The organism is Erythrobacter sp., from assembly GCF_035194505.1.
In the GTDB taxonomy this organism is placed as follows: Bacteria; Pseudomonadota; Alphaproteobacteria; order Sphingomonadales; family Sphingomonadaceae; genus Erythrobacter.
This window is the reverse complement of sequence record NZ_CP136573.1, coordinates 1,231,343-1,246,636: the sequence shown is the minus strand read 5'-3', so window position 1 is coordinate 1,246,636 and position 15,294 is coordinate 1,231,343. Positions and strand designations below refer to the sequence as shown.

Sequence of the window (15,294 nt, the reverse complement as noted above, 5' to 3'; positions counted from 1 at the left end):
GTGTCAGCTTGCGCGGGCCACGGCCGAGGGGAGTTCCCGCCCCAGCTCGCCCGCAAACCACTTGTTGGCGGCGATTGCCGCGTCGAGATCAATGCCTGTGCCTACGCCTGAACGCTCCATCATGTAGATGAGGTCCTCGGTCGCGATATTTCCCGTCGCGCGCGGCGCGAAGGGACAGCCGCCAAGCCCGCCGAGCGATGCGTCGAACACCCTGACGCCCGCCTTGTAGGCCTCCCACGCATTGGCGATACCGGTGCCCCGCGTGTTGTGGAAATGGGCGCGCATCGGGATCGTGCCGGAGAGCACTTCGCCGAGCTTGCCGAACAATTCGCCTGCCTCGAAGGGCGTGCCGACGCCGATGGTATCGGCGAGCGCGATCTCCTCCGGCGCTTCGATCGCCAGTTCCTCGGCAATGGCGAGGACGGTGGGATGCTTGACTTCGCCCTCGAACGGACAGCCGAATGCTGCCGAGATGGTGACCTGCGCGCGCATCCCTTCGGCGCGGGCGAAGCGCAGCATGTCGCGCGTTTCGGCGAGGCCCTCGGCGATGGTCTGGCCCTGGTTCTTCTGGCCGAAGGTGTCGCTGGCGACGATCACGCAGCCGACCTGATCGATGCCCCGCTTACCGTTCTCGCGGGTGGCGAGCGCGCGCATCACGCCGCGCTTGTTGAGCACGAGGCCGACATAGGTGCAGTCCGAACGGTCCGGCAGGCCGGCGATCACAGCTTCGGCATCGGCCATCTGCGGCACGCGCTGCGGGTGGACGAAGCTCGCCACCTCCAGCCGCCGCGCGCCATAGCCGATCATGCGATTGATCAGCGCCAGCTTTGTGTCGGTGGTGATGATGTCAGGCTCGTTCTGGAGCCCGTCGCGCGGGCCGACTTCGACCAGTTCGATGCTGTCGGGGCTCATGGTGAATCGCCTGATGAGAAACGGGGGTCAGGGGGTGACTTACCCAATTTGTATACAATTGCAATGCGGCTGCGACCAGCGAGGCCATTCGGAACCGGTCCGGATATCAGACGTTGTTACGCGGCTTCAGCGCCGCTTTCGCCCGCCATCGGGCCGACCGTCCGGGCAAAGGTATGGAAGGCGCGGCGCAGGTGGCTGCCCATCACCGCGCGCGCCCAATCGGGATCATGCGCGGCAAAGGCGGCAATCAGCTCGTCGTGATCGCGGGCCGACTGGCGCAGGTCCTCGGGTGAGTAGGTGCGCGCTGTGCGCAGCACCACCGGGGCCTCCACCAGCTTGGCCAGCATCTGCCCGAGCCGCGGCGAATCCGCGGCTTCGATGATCGCTTCGTGGAACTTGCGGTTGGCATCGAGGAAGCGCGCGACATCGGGCGGGGTCTGTTCGATCGCGGCCTTCAATTCGCGGTTGACCAGCTCCAGCGCCGCAACCTGCCCGCGCGTGAGGCGGCGCGCCGCGCGCTCGGCCGCGTGACATTCCAGCATCTGGCGCAAGGTGAACATCTCCTCGATGTCGTCCCGGCTCCAGTCGGCCACGAACAGCCGCTTGGTATCGCTGCGCACCAGCAGCAGCTCGTCCTCCAGCCGCCGCACCGCCTCGCGCACCGGGGTGCGGCTGACTCCGGTGATCTGGGCGAGCTGATCCTCGGTCAGCTGCTCGTTCGGCTTGACCGCACCGCTCAGCAGATGGGCGCGGATCTTGGCATAGGCCTGATCGGACGCGCGGCTCATGCGGCACGGGCCTCGGCTTCAGCAGGGCGGGGGAGGGGTGCGTTCATCACATGCCTTTTCTGTCGTCAGCCGGTTTGCGCCGCAAAGGGCCTGCGGCACCAAAAACACACCGCCCGCGCGAGTGCTGTCACATTTGGGGAAAGCACTTGACGGGAGTGTTTTGTATACAATAACCACCCACCACTAGGCAACAGGGGAGTGCCGTGAACCGTATCAAGGTCATCGTGCCGATCGCCATGGATGAAGCCGGGGTCGCCAATCGCGCCCAGCAGCTTCCTGATGGTTTCGTGCGCCCCGGCTTTGCCCCGACCTTCGAGGCGGTGCGCTGGGGTGCGGCGCTGGGCGATTCCTACCATGACACGCTGTTGATGGACTGGACGGTGTTCCAGGCCGGCGTCACGGCCGAAGAGGAAGGCTATGCCGGCGTGCTGATCGACACCGTCAGCGACAGCGGGCTGTGGCCGCTGCGCTCGGTGCTCAACATCCCCGTCGTCGGCCCGGGCGAGGCAAGCTTTGCCGCCGCGCAGATGCTCGGCAAGAAATTCTCGGTCATCACCATGTGGCCGCAATGGTTCCCGCTCTACGAGAAGGTGCTGAACCAGCACGGCTGGGAGCACCGCTGCGCGAGCGTCCGTTCGATCAACACGCGGCCCGATGTCACCGAACTGCTCGAAGGCAAGGAAGAGGTCGTCTTCGCCAAGCTGAAGGCCGAAGCCCTGCGCGCGATCGAGGAAGACGGCGCGGATGTGATCGTGCTCGGCTCGACCACCATGCACCAGTCGGCGGCCTATCTCGCAAGCGAGCTTCCGGTGCCGGTGCTGAACCCGGGGCAAGTCGCCTACAAGCAGCTCGAAACCCTGATTGAGCTTGGCCTCACCCATTCCAAGAAGGCCTTCCCCGCACCCGAAGTGCCGATGCACGCCAATATCCGAAAGGGCTGGTACTGATGAGCGAATGGAGTGAAGGCGGCCCGGGCCAGACGCCGCTGCCCTATCCCGTCTATGTCGATATCGTCACCAAGCGGTATTTCGACGGGGTCGACAACAAGCACATGGACAAGGTGCTCGACTGCTTCACCCCCGACGCGATCCTGACCGAGGTGACCAGCAACACGGTGCACAAGGGCCGCGAGGCGATCCGGGCGATGTTCGTGAAGCTCTTCGCGGATTTCGAGACCATCTGGCACGGCAATTTCGTCCACACCGCGGATCCCGAAACCAACGCGATCTGCAGCCAGTTCACCGTGCTGATCACCCCCAATGGCGGGGAAGAGCTGCGCTACGAGAACTGCAACCGCTTCTACCTGAAGGACCGGCTGTTCCACCGCGTCTATGTCTACATGTCGGGTGACAACCTGCTGAAGGAAGGGGACGTCTGATGCAGTACGAACCCACCCTGTCGCGCGCCGAGCTGATCGATTTCGCGCTGAACAAGTACTTCGCCCGCGTCGATGCCAAGGACATGGAGGCGGTGCTGGACTGCTTCCACGACACCGCGCTGTTCTGCGTGCAGACCGCCTTCACGCGGCATTCCGGCAAGTCCGAGATCGCCCGGATGTTCGAGGATTTCTTCGCGTCCTACAAAACCATCATCCACCGCGATTTCACCTGCACGGTGGACGAGGCAAACGGGCGCATCACTGCCTGCTTCACCGCCGAACTGCACGACCATGATGGTCAGGTGACGCTGCTGGAGAACACCAATTTCTGGCGCCTGCGTCCCGGTCCGGGCGGCGCGAAGTTCCAGGAAGTCTATGTCTACATGAGCGGGGCCAACCCGCTCGTCTGATCCCTTTAGCCACTCTCGATCCCTTTAGGAGAGCCTCCCATGAAGTTCCGTCTCACTCTTGCCACCGGCGCGGCGCTTGGCGCCATTGCCCTTGCCGTTCCTGCCGCTGCGCAGGACGCCCCCGCCGGCACCACCGCCGCCGAAGATGAAAATGCGATCATCGTCACCGCGCGCCGCCAGTCGGAATCGCTGGCTGATGTTCCGGCCTCGGTCACCGTGCTCGGCGCCGATGCCATCGCCAAGACCGGCGTGCAGCGCGCGGACGACTTCGTCCAGCTGACCCCGGGCGTCACGATCGTCACCGGCACTGCCGAGGCGGGCGACACCCAGATCAACATCCGCGGCATCAACGGCGCGCGCGACGCGGAAAGCTCGGTCGCGCTGGTGGTTGACGGGATCCTCAAGACCAATACCGCCCAGCTCAACCAGAACCAGGGCACGCTGCGCCAGATCGAAATCCTCAAGGGCCCGCAGGGCGCGCTCTATGGCCGTAACGCCGCCGCCGGCGCGATCGTCATCCAGACGATCAAGCCGGGCGATGTGCTGGAAGGCGGGATGACCCTGCGCGCCGCACAGGACAACACCTACCTTGCCACCGGCTATGTCGCGACCCCGGTGGGCGACAGTGCCGGCCTCGTGCTGTCGGGCAGCTATTCGACTACCGACGGCTTCTTCCGCAACCGCTTCCTTGAATCGCGCACCATCGATGATCAGGACGTGTGGTCGGTCGACGGGCGCTTCGTCGCCCAGCTTGGCGACAATACCGAGCTCGACGTGAAGGCGCGCTACGCCGATCTCAGCGGCGCTTCGATCAACTTCAACGCCAGCTTCCACCTGCCCAATTTCGCAGCGGTGAACCCGGCTTTCTTCGAGGACGTCAACACCCACCCCTTCGGCTTCTATTCGAACATCCGTCCGACCAACGATCAGACCACCTTCGAAACCTCGGCCAAGATCGAGCATGAATTCGACAGCGTGACCCTGACCGCCTGGGCGCTGTACAGCGATGTCGACCAGTCGCTGACGGCGGACGGCACCTCGGCCGACTTTGCGCGCTTCACCTTCCCGGGCGCGACCCCGGCGTCGGTTGCTGCGGCCAATGCCTGCGCCGCCAGCACCAATGCGCTCGCCGGCTTCCCGCTCAACGCGCCGACCTTCATCGGCACCAGCCCGATCCCGTTCATCTTCAACCCGGCGACCGGATCGACCTTTGGCCCCTACAGCCCGACCACCTGTGACGGCACCCAGTTCCAGATCCGCGAGCAGAGCGATATCAGCGCGGAAATCCGCCTCGCTTCCAACGGGGACAATACCCTCGACTGGCAGGTGGGCGCCTATTACCTCCACATCGACCGCGAAGTGGGCGTCAGCCTCGGGGCGGACCTCGGGCAGGGCGTGATCCGTCAGCTCTACAACGCGCCGAATACGACCAACCCGACCACCCAGCTCTATCACGACAGCTTCAAGACCGATGTCTTCGCGCTGTTCGCCTCGGCCGATTTCGATGTGAGCGACCGCTTCAACATCAGCGTCGCGGGCCGTTACGATATCGAGGACCGGCAGGTGCAGAGCCTCGTTCCGGCGGTGCGCGATCCGATTACCGGCGGGCCGATCAACCCCGGCCAGACCGTGGTGGCGGGCAATGTGCAGGCAATCCCGGGCAAGTCGGAAACCTTCAGCCAGTTCCAGCCCAAGATCTCGCTGCGTTACGAGCTGGCCGACAATGCCAATCTCTACGCCAACTGGGGCGTCGGCTTCAAATCGGGCGGGTTCAACAACCAGGGCTCGGCCGCGATTGTCGACCAGTCGTTCAACCGCTTCATCGGCACCAACGTCCTCATCAACGACCAGTATCGCAAGGAAGTCTCGAGCGCCTTCGAAGTCGGGATCAAGGGCGATCTCCTCGATGGCGTGGTGACCTATGACCTCGCCGGTTACTACACCACCATCGACGACATGCAGTTCTTCGAGTTCTTCGTCGGCGGGTTCGGCCTGCTGCGCGTGGTCTCGAACATCGACGAGGTGGAGATCTACGGCGCCGAGGCAAACCTCACCGCCAAGATCCTCGACGGCTGGACTGTGTTCGGCTCGGCCAACGTGACCGAGAGCGAGATCAAGGCCAATGCCTCGCGTCCGGGCACGGTCGGCAACAAGTCGCCCTACACTGCGGACTACACCATCAACCTCGGCACCCAGCTGGATCTGCCGGTCACCGACACGCTCGATTTCGTCGCGCGCGCCGATTACCGCATCACCGGTCCGACGTGGTTCCACACCATGCAGAACAACACCAACCCGACGCTGTTCAGCGGTCTGCTGCCGGGCTCGGCGCTGGCACTGCCGGCCTTCGTGGGTGATGCCGATTACTCGGTCTCGCAGCGCGATACCTTCGGCGTGGCGGACCTGCGCATTGGTGTGGAGACGCAGACCTGGTCGCTGTTTGCTTATGCCGAGAACCTCTTCAACGAGAAGTATCTCAACGAGGTGATCACTGCGGTCGAATTCGGCGGCTCGTTCATCTCGCCCGGCGCGCGCCAGCGCCTCGGGGTGGAGTTCGGCTACAAGTTCTGAGCCCTCGGGTTGGCCAGACACGGCGGCGACGGGGAAACCCCCGCGCCGCCGTTTTTTATTGGGGCTCCGCTCCTCCTTACCCCCGCGCCACAGTCTCCAGCAGTTCCGCCGTCACCGGATAGCCTGCATCCCCTAGGATCGTCAGCCAGGCCTTGCCGCCTTCCTCGACGATCTGCGGCATGATCGTGCGCACCGGGATCGCCTCGGCGTGGGCGCGTGCTTCCTCGTAGCTGGCAAACAGCGCGAGGCGTTCGAGATTGCGGCGGGTGGGGAAGATCAGCTTGATCTCGCCGCGCTCCGCCGCATCGAGCGCGCCTTGCGCCGAGGTCCAGAACAGCTGCGTGTTCTCCGACTGGTCGATCGACACCTCGACTGCGCCGGTGCCGAGATTGGCGAGATAGAAACGCGTGTCATAGACGCGGGCGATGTTCTCGTTCTTGGGAAACCAGCGCGCAAAGGGCGTGATCTGCGACAGATCAAGCTGCCAGCCGAATTCGTCGAGCACCGGGGCGAGCGCACCGACCTCTGACAGCATCGCGCGCGCAGCGGCAGCGCGGGCCGCATCGATGGCGCCGGCAAGGCCCATCGCAAGGCCCGTCTCCTCCAGCGTCTCGCGCACGGCGGCAATCTGGTGGGCGGCTTCATCGGCGGCAAGGCCGTGGGCATCGGCCGCCGCTTCGGCCAGCGCATAGTCTGCAGGGTCCACCCGCCCGCCCGGAAACACCGCCATTCCGCCCGCAAACGTCATCTCACGCGAGCGCACTGTCATCAGCACTTCGGGCGGGCCGCCTTCGGATGCATTGCGGAACAGGATGATGGTGGCGGCAGGAATGCCCTGCGGAGCGGCGGAATCGGTCATCACCTGCGAGAATGACGCGGCGGCAAGGTCTTGCCAAGCGCTTTGGCCGCAGCCTGCCGCTTTGGAGAGGGGGTGTCGGGTTGCTTTACAACCGGCCCGCGCCGGAGGTCGCACGATGGAGTGAAAATGCTGGATTTCGGCCATTTTTCAAGTTTGGCACGGGCTGTGCATTAAGTGTTGCGGTCCTAATGGTCTTCGAACCGAGGCGCGCCCTTCCTGGTCTCCGGGCTGCGCCTCCCCAAAACAAGAAACACCCCGCACTGGTCCTGCGGGGTGTTTTTTTGTTGGCCTCAGGCGCCGGCGCACGCATCCGCGTGCTCGGCTTTCCTCGCATAAGCTCAGGGCGCGCGTTTTTTGTCGGCCTATCGCTTCGCTACTTGAGTCCGTTCGCGCTTGCGGCCCTGCGGGCCGATTAGCGCTCATCCGCAATGTAGTGCCGGCATCGTTCGCATAGCGACCGCGAGCGCACGCGCGCGAGCCGCAGGTGCTCCGCAGCGAAGCGGAGGAAACAGTACCGAGGACGCAGCCCGGAGGGGCTGCGAAAATCAAACGCGCATAGCGACCGCGTGCGCAGGCGCGCGAGCCGCAGGTGCTCCGGAGCGAAGCGGAGGAAACAGCACCGAGGATGCACCCGCGCAAGGCGGGTGCGTAAATCAAACCTTCGCAGCGCCGCTTTCGTCAAACAGCTGCTGGAGTTCGCCGGCCTCGAACATTTCCATCATGATGTCGCTGCCGCCCACGAATTCGCCCTTCACATAGAGCTGCGGGATGGTCGGCCAGTCGGAGAAGCTCTTGATGCCCTGCCGCACTTCCATGTCCTGCAGCACATCGACGCTTTCATAGGCGACGCCGCAATGATCGAGGATCGCCACGGCACGGCTCGAAAAGCCGCATTGCGGGAACAGCGGGGTGCCCTTCATGAACAGCACCACGTCGTTGCTGCTGACGAGATCGGAAAGACGCGCGTTGATATCGGACATGTGTGACTTGGCCCTGATAATGGGGTGAGTGTTACGGTGTTACGTGGGAACCTTGGTGGTGACTTGCAAGGCGTGGAGTTCCCCGCCCATCCGGCCGCCGAAAGCGGCATAGACCAGCTTGTGCTGCGCCACCCGGCTCAGGCCCGCAAATTGCGGCGCGGTGACCGTGGCGGCCCAGTGATCATCGTCACCCGCCAGATCGGTCAGCTCCACCTCAGCGCCCGGCAGGGCAGCGAGGATCGCCTGTTCGATCGCGGCCGCGCTCATCGGCATGGCCTAGACCTCGCCCAGCAGCTGGCGGCGCGCCTCGATCGCCATTTCGGCGAGCTTGGCGCGGATGTCGGCCTCGCTGACATCGACCTTGGCGCCGGTGAGATCGCCGAGCAGCTTGCGGATCACGTCCTCGTCGCCCGCTTCCTCGAAGTCGGCCTGCACCACCGCCTTGCGATAGGCGTCGCCTTCTTCGGGAGTGAGATGCATCAGCCCCGCCGCCCATTCGCCCAGCAGCCGGTTGCGGCGGGCGAGAATGCGGAAGGCGGTTTCTTCCTCGAGCGCGAAATGGGCCTCTTCGGCGCGCTCGCGGTCCCTGAAATCGGTCATGCAGTTTGTTCCCTCGGGTACGATCCGGTTACTGAATTAAAGCGCGCGGGGCCGCGCTTCAAGCGCGAAGCATCGCGCGGCCCCTGTTGTGCGTCAGTCGATGGTCACCACCAGCTTGCCCACCGCCTCGCGCGCTTCGAGCTTGGCGATGGCATCGCCGGCGCGGGCAAGCGGGAAGGTCTCGCTGACCAGCGGGTCGATCTTCCCCGCCTTCATCAGGTCGAACAGCTCGTTCACCTGGGCGCGGAAGGCTTCGGGCTCGCGTGCGGTGAAGGCGCCCCAGAACACGCCGCAGATGTCGCAGGACTTCAGCAGGGTGAGATTGAGCGGCATCTTGGCGATTCCTGCCGGGAAGCCGACCACGAGGAAGCGGCCCTCCCACGCGATGGCGCGCAGGGCGGGTTCGGAATATTGCCCGCCGACGATGTCATAGACGATGTTCGCGCCATTGGGGCCGCAAGCCGCCTTGAAGGCGTCCGCGAGCGCCTTGGAGGCATCCTTGTCCATCGCCTCGCGCGGATAGATCACCACTTCGTCCGCGCCAGCCTTGCGGGCAACTTCGCCCTTGGCCTCGGAGGAGACGGCGGCGACCACGCGCGCGCCGAAAGCCTTGGCGAGTTCGACCGCCGACAGCCCGACGCCGCCCGCCGCGCCCAGCACCAGCACGGTGTCGCCCGGCTTGATATGCCCGCGATCCTTGAGGCCGTGGATGGTGGTGCCATAGGTCATCAGCAGGCTGGCCGCCTTTTCATAGGGCACGCCGTCCGGCACCGCGAACATCCGGTCCGCCGGCACCACAACCTTTTCTGCAAGGCCGCCATTGCCGATCCCGGCCATCACGGTGTCACCCACCTTGTAGCCCTCGACACCTTCGCCGATCGCCTCGATCACGCCGGAAATCTCGCCGCCGGGCGAGAAGGGGCGGGGCGGCTTGAACTGGTACATGTCGCGCAGCATCAGCCCGTCGGGATAGTTGATCGCGCAGGCCTTGACCGCGACGAGCACCTGGCCCTTGCCCGGGGTCGGGATCTCGACCTCGTCGAGCGTCAGGGTTTCCGGCCCGCCGGTCTGGTGGGTGCGAATGGCTTTCATGGTTTCCTCTCCCAAGTAATCTGTGTCAGGCAGCGTTGGTGCCGCGCATCAGCCACGGCTGGGCGGCGGTGCGGGTAGCTTCAAACCCGCCGATCGCCTCGCCCCGCGCCATGGTCAGCCCCACCTCGTCGAGCCCGTTCAGCAGGCAGTGCTTGCGGAACGGGTCGATCTCGAAGCTGAAGCGGTCCTGATAGGGGGTGGTGACGGTCTGCTGTTCAAGATTGACGCTGATCTCCAGACCCTCGCGCGCAACTTCCAGCAGCCGGTCGACCGCGTCCTGCGGCAGCACCACGGGCAGGATGCCGTTCTTCACCGCATTGCCCGAATGGATGTCGGAAAAGCTCGGCGCGATGACCACGCGGATGCCGAGATCGAGCATCGCCCAGGCCGCGTGCTCGCGGCTGGATCCGCAGCCGTAATTGTCGCCCGCGATCAGGATCGGCGCGCCCTTGTAGGCGGGGTCGTCGAAGACATTGCCCGGTTCCGCCCGCAGCGCCTCGAAGGCGCCCGCGCCAAGCCCTTCGCGGCTGATGGTCTTGAGCCACTTGGCCGGAATGATGATGTCGGTATCGACATTCTTGAGGCCAAGCGGAATGGCGCGGCCTTCGACGCTGGTGAGGGGTTGCATGGGCGCGGCCTCAGTCGGTCTGCGGCGGCTCGCCCGAGGGGATCGCCCCCGGCGAGGCAGGCTCGTCGGCCTTCTTCTTGTTCGCGGCGAGCTTGCGCCCGGCATAGAGCAGCGCGGCAGCCACCGCGGCCGAGCCGATCGCCGCCACGCCAAGCGCGGCCTTGCTGGTGGGTTTCTTGTCGGATGGTTTTTCGGTCATGATTATTCCATGCGCCTTAGGGGAGGGCGTTTCAAGGGGTTCAGGTCACACCAGCTCGCGCACATCGGCGAGCCGTCCGGTGACAGCGGCCGCCGCCGCCATCGCGGGGCTGACGAGGTGCGTGCGTGCGCCGGGGCCTTGCCGCCCCACAAAATTGCGGTTCGATGTCGAGGCGCAGCGTTCGCCCGCGGGCACCTTGTCGGGGTTCATGCCCAGACACGCCGAACAGCCCGGCTCGCGCCATTCGAAACCGGCGTCGATGAACACCTTGTCGAGGCCTTCCTCCTCGGCCATCGCCTTCACCAGACCCGAGCCCGGCACGACAATCGCCCAGCGCACATTATCGGCCTTGCGGCGGCCCTTGAGGATCGCGGCGGCGGCGCGGAGGTCTTCGATCCGGCTGTTGGTGCAGCTTCCGATGAAGACGTTCTCGATGGGGACTTGCGTCATCGGCGTGCCAGGGGTGAGGCCCATGTAATCGAGCGACTTCTGCGCAGCGACGCGCTTGCTCTCGTCGGCGAAGTCTTCCGGTGCAGGCACGCGGCCATTGATCGGCACCACATCCTCGGGGCTGGTGCCCCAGGTGACGCTGGGTTCGACTTGCGCCGCGTCGATGGTGACGGACTTGGCGAAGGTCGCGCCTTCGTCGGTGTGGAGCGAGCGCCAGTAGGCCACTGCCGCATCCCACTCCGCGCCCTTGGGGGCCATCGGGCGGCCCTTGAGGTAGGCGAAGGTGGTGTCATCCGGCGCGATCAGGCCGGCGCGCGCGCCTGCCTCGATGCTCATGTTGCAGACCGTGAGGCGCTCCTCGATGGTCATGCGCTCGAACACGCGCCCGCGATATTCGATCACGTAGCCAGAGCCGCCTGCCGCGCCGATGGTGCCGATGATGTGGAGGATCAGGTCTTTCGCGGAGACGCCGGGGCCGAGATCGCCGTCCACCCGCACTTCCATCGGCTTCGACTGCTGGAGCAGGAGCGTCTGGGTTGCCAGCACATGCTCGACTTCACTTGTCCCGATGCCGAAGGCGAGGGCACCCAGGCCGCCGTGGCAGGCGGTGTGCGAATCCCCGCAGACGATGGTGGTGCCGGGCAGCGAGAAGCCCTGCTCGGGGCCGACCACATGGACGATCCCCTGCTCCTTGGCGGTCGCGGGAATGTAGCGGATGCCGAAGGCGGGCGCGTTGACTTCGAGGGCTGCGAGTTGGGCGGCGCTTTCCGGGTCGGCGATCGGCACGGGCGCGCCCTTGGCGTCCAGCCGCGCGGTCGTGGGCAGGTTGTGATCGGGCACCGCCAGCGTCAGTTCGGGGCGGCGCACCGGACGCCCGGCGACCTTCAGCGCCTCGAACGCCTGCGGGCTCGTCACCTCGTGCACCAGATGGCGGTCGATATAGATCAGCGCCGTGCCGTCATCGCGGGTTTCGACGACATGCGCGTCCCAGATCTTCTCGTAAAGCGTGCGCGGGCGGCTGGCCATGGGTGCGTGTTCCTCAGGTGGAGAGGGCGATTAGACGCGCCAGAAGCCATCGCGCAAGATGCGCACTTGATACGGGTCAAATTCGTCATGGATTTGCAAGGATCACGGGGTATAACTGACAAATATGTCAGCAACCGAATCCGCCTCGACGCCCGCCCTGCCGTTTCTTCACGCGATCAAGGTCGTGGCCGAAGACATCGATTTCATGGGGCACGTCAACAATGCGCGCTACCTGAACTGGGTGCAGGATGCGGTGCTGGCGCATTGGCGCGGGATTGCGCCGGCCGAAGATGTGGCGAGCAAGGCGTGGGTCGCGCTCAAGCACGAGATCACCTATCGCAAGCCCGCCTTCCTTGAAGACGACGTGATCGCGCAGACCGTGCTGGAACGCTTCAACGGCGCGCGCGCGTTCTACTCCACGCTGATCAAGCGCGGCGAGGATGTGCTGGCCGAGGTGCAATCCTCGTGGTGCTGCATCGATGCCGAAACCCTGCGCCCCGCGCGTATCGGCGATCACTTGCGCGAATTTTTCTTCCCCAAGGGCGAATAAGGCAGCGGAGCGCAAGAGCCGCAATCGCAAACGCAATTGCCGTTTCGCCTGGGCGCTTTATACGCAACCGCATGACCTGCGCGCGCGTATCTCTGTCCGGATGAGCCCGAACTTCACCCTTCCGGCGCGCGGCTTTCAGCGTGCCATCGGCCTTGGGCTGGCGCTGGCGATTGCCGGGAGCTGGCTCGGCATTCACGCCTGGGGCATGTTCATCTTCGAGCTGACGTGGAGCAACTGGCCGCTCGCGCTGGCCGTGGCGATGGTGCAGTGCTGGCTATCGGTCGGTGTGTTCATCGTCTGCCATGATGCGATGCACGGCAGCCTTGTGCCCGGCTACCCGAAGATCAATGCTGCAATCGGCGCGGTGCTGCTGGCGCTTTATGCGGGCTTTGCGTGGAAGCAGCTGCGCGATGCGCATTTCGATCACCACAAGCTTGCAGGTCACGCCGGAGACCCGGACTTCGACGAGAACAATCCGGGTGATTTCGCCCGCTGGTACGCGACCTTCTTCCGGCGCTATTTCGGCTGGCGCTCGCTGGTTTTCGTGCACACTGTGGTCGGCATCTACTGGCTGGTGCTGGATATTCCGATGGCGCAGATCGTGCTGCTCTACGGCCTGCCGGCGCTGGGATCATCGCTCCAGCTGTTCTACTTCGGCACCTTCCGCCCGCATTGCCACCGCGCAGGCCAGCCCTTTGCCGATCGCCACAATGCGCGCAGCAATGATTTCGGCACGCTCGCCAGCCTCGCCACCTGCTTCCATTTCGGCTATCATCTCGAACATCACCACCGCCCCGACGTGCCATGGTGGGGCCTGCCGGCGGCGAAACGGGCCGGATTGGGCGAGGCCGAACAGACTGCAAAGGTGCCCGCATGAGCTGGCTCGAAGTGTTCCTTACCGTCATGTCCTCGCTGATCGGCATGGAGCTGTTCGCCTGGGTCGCGCACAAATACATCATGCACGGCTGGGGCTGGGGCTGGCACCGCGACCATCACGAGCCGCATGACAATGTGTTCGAGAAGAATGATCTGTTCGCAGTCGTCTTCGGCTCCATCAACGCCGCGATGTATATCTACGGCTCGCTCTACTGGGACTGGCTGTGGTGGTTCGCGGTCGGCATCACGCTTTACGGGGTGATCTACACGCTGGTGCATGACGGCCTTGTCCACCAGCGTTACTGGAAGTGGGTGCCGAGGAAGGGCTATGCCAAGCGGCTGGTGCAGGCGCACAAGCTCCACCATGCCACGATCGGCAAGGAGGGCGGGGTGAGCTTCGGCTTCGTCTTCGCGCGCGATCCGGCCAAGCTCAAGGCCGAGCTGAAGGCGCAGAAGGAAGCCGGCCTCGCCGTGGTGCGCGACAGCGCGGGGGCGGACGGATACGAGACGGTCGGCCGTAACCTCTAGCCGCGGGGCGCCTGCGTCAGGCTGAGATTATTGCCTTCGGGATCGTGGAACCACGCGATCTTCGCGCCCGATGCCGGATGGGTCCAGATGCCGAGCTCGTCCTGTCCGAAGCCGTCATAGACCGCGAAGGTGACCCCCTTGGCCACCAGCGCGTCAATCACCGCCTCGATATCCTCGACCTGCCAGCCGAGCACGGTGTGCGGATTTGGCGTGTGGCCCTCCACCTTGGTCAGGCGCAGCATCGTGCCCGCCAGATCATATCTGACCGCAAAGGGATCCTCGCCCGCCTCGGCAAGCCCGAGCGTATCGGTGTAGAAGCGGCGCGCGGCAGCCAGATCGGCGGCGAGCACGAAACAGACGGGCGGCATGGTGCCTAGAGCGGTTTCCACACGATCTGATTCGTCAGGGATTCCCTTCGCGGCGCCGTTGTGATTCAGACTTCCTGCTGGTGGCAGGAGGCCAGCACGGATGGCACGAACGCTTTCACAGGATCTTCGGGACAGGGTCGTTGCAGCGATTGATGGCGGCCTGAGCTGCCACGCGGCGGCGGCGCGCTTTGGGGTCAGCGTGTCGAGCGCGATCCGCTGGCGGCGAAGAGCGCTTGAGCATGGCCGGGCCGTTGCCAAGCCGCGCGGCGGTGACCGGCATTCAGGCAAGATCGAAGCGCACGGCGGCTTCATTCGGGAGCTGATCGCCGAGCAAGGCGACATGACCCTGGTCGAGGTTCAGGCGCGGCTGATCGAGCGTGGGGCCCTGGTCGGTATCGGCACGGTGCATCGCTTCTTCGTGCGTCACGGGATCACGCGCAAAAAAAGACCGGCCACGCGATCGAGCAGGACCGTCCCGACGTCCTGAGGCAACGGCAGCATTGGTTCGACGGCCAGATCGATCTCGAACCCGAACGCCTCGTCTTCATCGACGAGACGTGGACCGCCACCAACATGACCCGCAGCCATGGCCGCTGCCCGAAGGGCGAGCGGCTGCGGATGGGCTTCCCGCACGGCCACCGCAAGACCACCACGCTGGTCGCGGGACTGCGAATGACCGGCATGGTCGCGCCGATGGTGCTGGACGGGCCGATCAACGGCGACTGGTTCGAAGCCTATGTGGCGCAGGTTCTGGTGCCCGAGTTGCAACCCGGTGACGTGGTCATCATGGACAACCTCTCGAGCCACAAACGGGCGGCAGTGAAGGAAAGGATCGAAGCGGCCGGTGCAACGCTGCGCTTCCTCCCGCCATACAGCCCGGACTTCAACCCTATCGAGAAGGCATTCTCCCGGCTCAAAGCCATGCTCCGCAAGGCGGGTGAGCGAACCGTCAGCGGGTTGTGGGACTTGATCGGCCGGCTCGTCGACATCTTCCAGCCTGCCGAATGCGCCAATTACTTCAAATCTTGCGGATATGAGCCGGAATGAATGGAAACCGCTCTAGCATGATGAACCTCCCC

At 64.9% G+C, this 15,294-nt stretch carries 19 protein-coding genes; 8 read left to right on the top strand and 11 right to left on the bottom strand.

The window, feature by feature from the left end; all coding sequences use genetic code 11:
• Positions 1 to 3: 3 nt before the first annotated feature.
• Both RSE14_RS06260 and RSE14_RS06255 read right to left on the bottom strand, forming a co-directional pair.
• A complete protein-coding gene (locus tag RSE14_RS06260) occupies positions 4 to 912 on the bottom strand; it encodes a hydroxymethylglutaryl-CoA lyase (protein WP_324076362.1) in 909 nt (302 codons plus the stop codon).
• Positions 913 to 1,028: 116 nt separating this feature from the next.
• Positions 1,029 to 1,700 (bottom strand): GntR family transcriptional regulator, encoded by a 672-nt coding sequence (locus RSE14_RS06255; RefSeq protein WP_324076360.1) that lies wholly within the window; start codon positions 1,698 to 1,700, stop codon positions 1,029 to 1,031.
• A 203-nt stretch (positions 1,701 to 1,903) separates the two neighbouring features.
• On the opposite strand from RSE14_RS06255, the gene RSE14_RS06250 reads away from it, so the two are divergent.
• The 4 genes from RSE14_RS06250 to RSE14_RS06235 are packed head-to-tail and all read left to right on the top strand — an operon-like array spanning position 1,904 to position 6,059.
• Entirely contained in the window at positions 1,904 to 2,647 is a 744-nt protein-coding gene (locus RSE14_RS06250; protein ID WP_324076358.1) for an aspartate/glutamate racemase family protein, read from the top strand.
• Positions 2,647 to 3,078 (top strand): nuclear transport factor 2 family protein, encoded by a 432-nt coding sequence (locus tag RSE14_RS06245; RefSeq protein WP_324076356.1) that lies wholly within the window; start codon positions 2,647 to 2,649, stop codon positions 3,076 to 3,078. The genes RSE14_RS06250 and RSE14_RS06245 overlap by 1 nt, the downstream gene beginning before the upstream one ends.
• Positions 3,078 to 3,488 carry a nuclear transport factor 2 family protein gene (locus RSE14_RS06240; RefSeq protein ID WP_324076355.1) on the top strand — a complete coding sequence of 137 codons (411 nt, stop codon included), beginning with the start codon at positions 3,078 to 3,080 and terminating at the stop codon, positions 3,486 to 3,488. Before RSE14_RS06245 ends, RSE14_RS06240 begins: the two co-directional genes overlap by 1 nt.
• A 39-nt stretch (positions 3,489 to 3,527) precedes the next feature.
• Complete coding sequence (locus RSE14_RS06235) at positions 3,528 to 6,059, top strand: TonB-dependent receptor (protein WP_324076354.1); 2,532 nt, start codon at positions 3,528 to 3,530, stop codon at positions 6,057 to 6,059.
• A 76-nt stretch (positions 6,060 to 6,135) separates the two neighbouring features.
• Here RSE14_RS06235 and RSE14_RS06230 read toward each other — a convergent pair whose 3' ends face one another.
• From RSE14_RS06230 to leuC, 8 genes are all read right to left on the bottom strand, one after another.
• Complete coding sequence (locus RSE14_RS06230; protein ID WP_324076353.1) at positions 6,136 to 6,918, bottom strand: NUDIX hydrolase; 783 nt, start codon at positions 6,916 to 6,918, stop codon at positions 6,136 to 6,138.
• Between the two features lie 653 nt (positions 6,919 to 7,571).
• The gene (grxD, locus tag RSE14_RS06225; protein WP_324076352.1) at positions 7,572 to 7,898 is read right to left on the bottom strand and encodes a Grx4 family monothiol glutaredoxin; all 327 of its coding nucleotides are present in this window, start codon (positions 7,896 to 7,898) and stop codon (positions 7,572 to 7,574) included.
• A 39-nt stretch (positions 7,899 to 7,937) separates the two neighbouring features.
• Positions 7,938 to 8,171 carry a BolA/IbaG family iron-sulfur metabolism protein gene (locus RSE14_RS06220; RefSeq protein ID WP_324076351.1) on the bottom strand — a complete coding sequence of 78 codons (234 nt, stop codon included), beginning with the start codon at positions 8,169 to 8,171 and terminating at the stop codon, positions 7,938 to 7,940.
• Positions 8,172 to 8,174: 3 nt separating this feature from the next.
• On the bottom strand, positions 8,175 to 8,498 hold the full coding sequence (locus RSE14_RS06215; protein WP_324076350.1) for a DUF1476 domain-containing protein: 324 nt from the start codon (positions 8,496 to 8,498) through the stop codon (positions 8,175 to 8,177).
• A gap of 93 nt (positions 8,499 to 8,591) precedes the next feature.
• Positions 8,592 to 9,590, bottom strand: a complete 999-nt coding sequence (locus tag RSE14_RS06210) for an NADPH:quinone oxidoreductase family protein (RefSeq protein WP_324076349.1) — start codon at positions 9,588 to 9,590, stop codon at positions 8,592 to 8,594.
• Between the two features lie 25 nt (positions 9,591 to 9,615).
• Complete coding sequence (leuD, locus tag RSE14_RS06205) at positions 9,616 to 10,218, bottom strand: 3-isopropylmalate dehydratase small subunit (protein WP_324076348.1); 603 nt, start codon at positions 10,216 to 10,218, stop codon at positions 9,616 to 9,618.
• Between the two features lie 10 nt (positions 10,219 to 10,228).
• Positions 10,229 to 10,417 (bottom strand): isopropylmalate isomerase, encoded by a 189-nt coding sequence (locus RSE14_RS06200; RefSeq protein ID WP_324076347.1) that lies wholly within the window; start codon positions 10,415 to 10,417, stop codon positions 10,229 to 10,231.
• A gap of 45 nt (positions 10,418 to 10,462) precedes the next feature.
• On the bottom strand, positions 10,463 to 11,893 hold the full coding sequence (leuC, locus tag RSE14_RS06195; RefSeq protein WP_324076346.1) for a 3-isopropylmalate dehydratase large subunit: 1,431 nt from the start codon (positions 11,891 to 11,893) through the stop codon (positions 10,463 to 10,465).
• A gap of 124 nt (positions 11,894 to 12,017) precedes the next feature.
• Between leuC and RSE14_RS06190 the strand changes: the two genes are divergently transcribed.
• The 3 genes from RSE14_RS06190 (at position 12,018) to RSE14_RS06180 (ending at position 13,847) form a co-directional block, all read left to right on the top strand.
• Positions 12,018 to 12,443, top strand: a complete 426-nt coding sequence (locus tag RSE14_RS06190) for an acyl-CoA thioesterase (protein ID WP_324076345.1) — start codon at positions 12,018 to 12,020, stop codon at positions 12,441 to 12,443.
• A gap of 100 nt (positions 12,444 to 12,543) precedes the next feature.
• On the top strand, positions 12,544 to 13,320 hold the full coding sequence (locus RSE14_RS06185; protein ID WP_324076344.1) for a fatty acid desaturase: 777 nt from the start codon (positions 12,544 to 12,546) through the stop codon (positions 13,318 to 13,320).
• A complete protein-coding gene (locus tag RSE14_RS06180) occupies positions 13,317 to 13,847 on the top strand; it encodes a sterol desaturase family protein (protein ID WP_324076343.1) in 531 nt (176 codons plus the stop codon). Before RSE14_RS06185 ends, RSE14_RS06180 begins: the two co-directional genes overlap by 4 nt.
• On the opposite strand, the gene RSE14_RS06175 is transcribed toward RSE14_RS06180, so the two are convergent.
• Complete coding sequence (locus tag RSE14_RS06175; protein ID WP_324076342.1) at positions 13,844 to 14,236, bottom strand: VOC family protein; 393 nt, start codon at positions 14,234 to 14,236, stop codon at positions 13,844 to 13,846. The genes RSE14_RS06180 and RSE14_RS06175 overlap by 4 nt on opposite strands.
• A gap of 79 nt (positions 14,237 to 14,315) precedes the next feature.
• On the opposite strand from RSE14_RS06175, the gene RSE14_RS06170 reads away from it, so the two are divergent.
• A protein-coding gene (locus RSE14_RS06170; RefSeq protein ID WP_324072659.1) for an IS630 family transposase occupies positions 14,316 to 15,262 on the top strand; the annotation gives its coding sequence in 2 pieces (ribosomal slippage) (positions 14,316 to 14,652 and positions 14,652 to 15,262; 948 coding nt in all).
• Positions 15,263 to 15,294 lie beyond the last annotated feature (32 nt).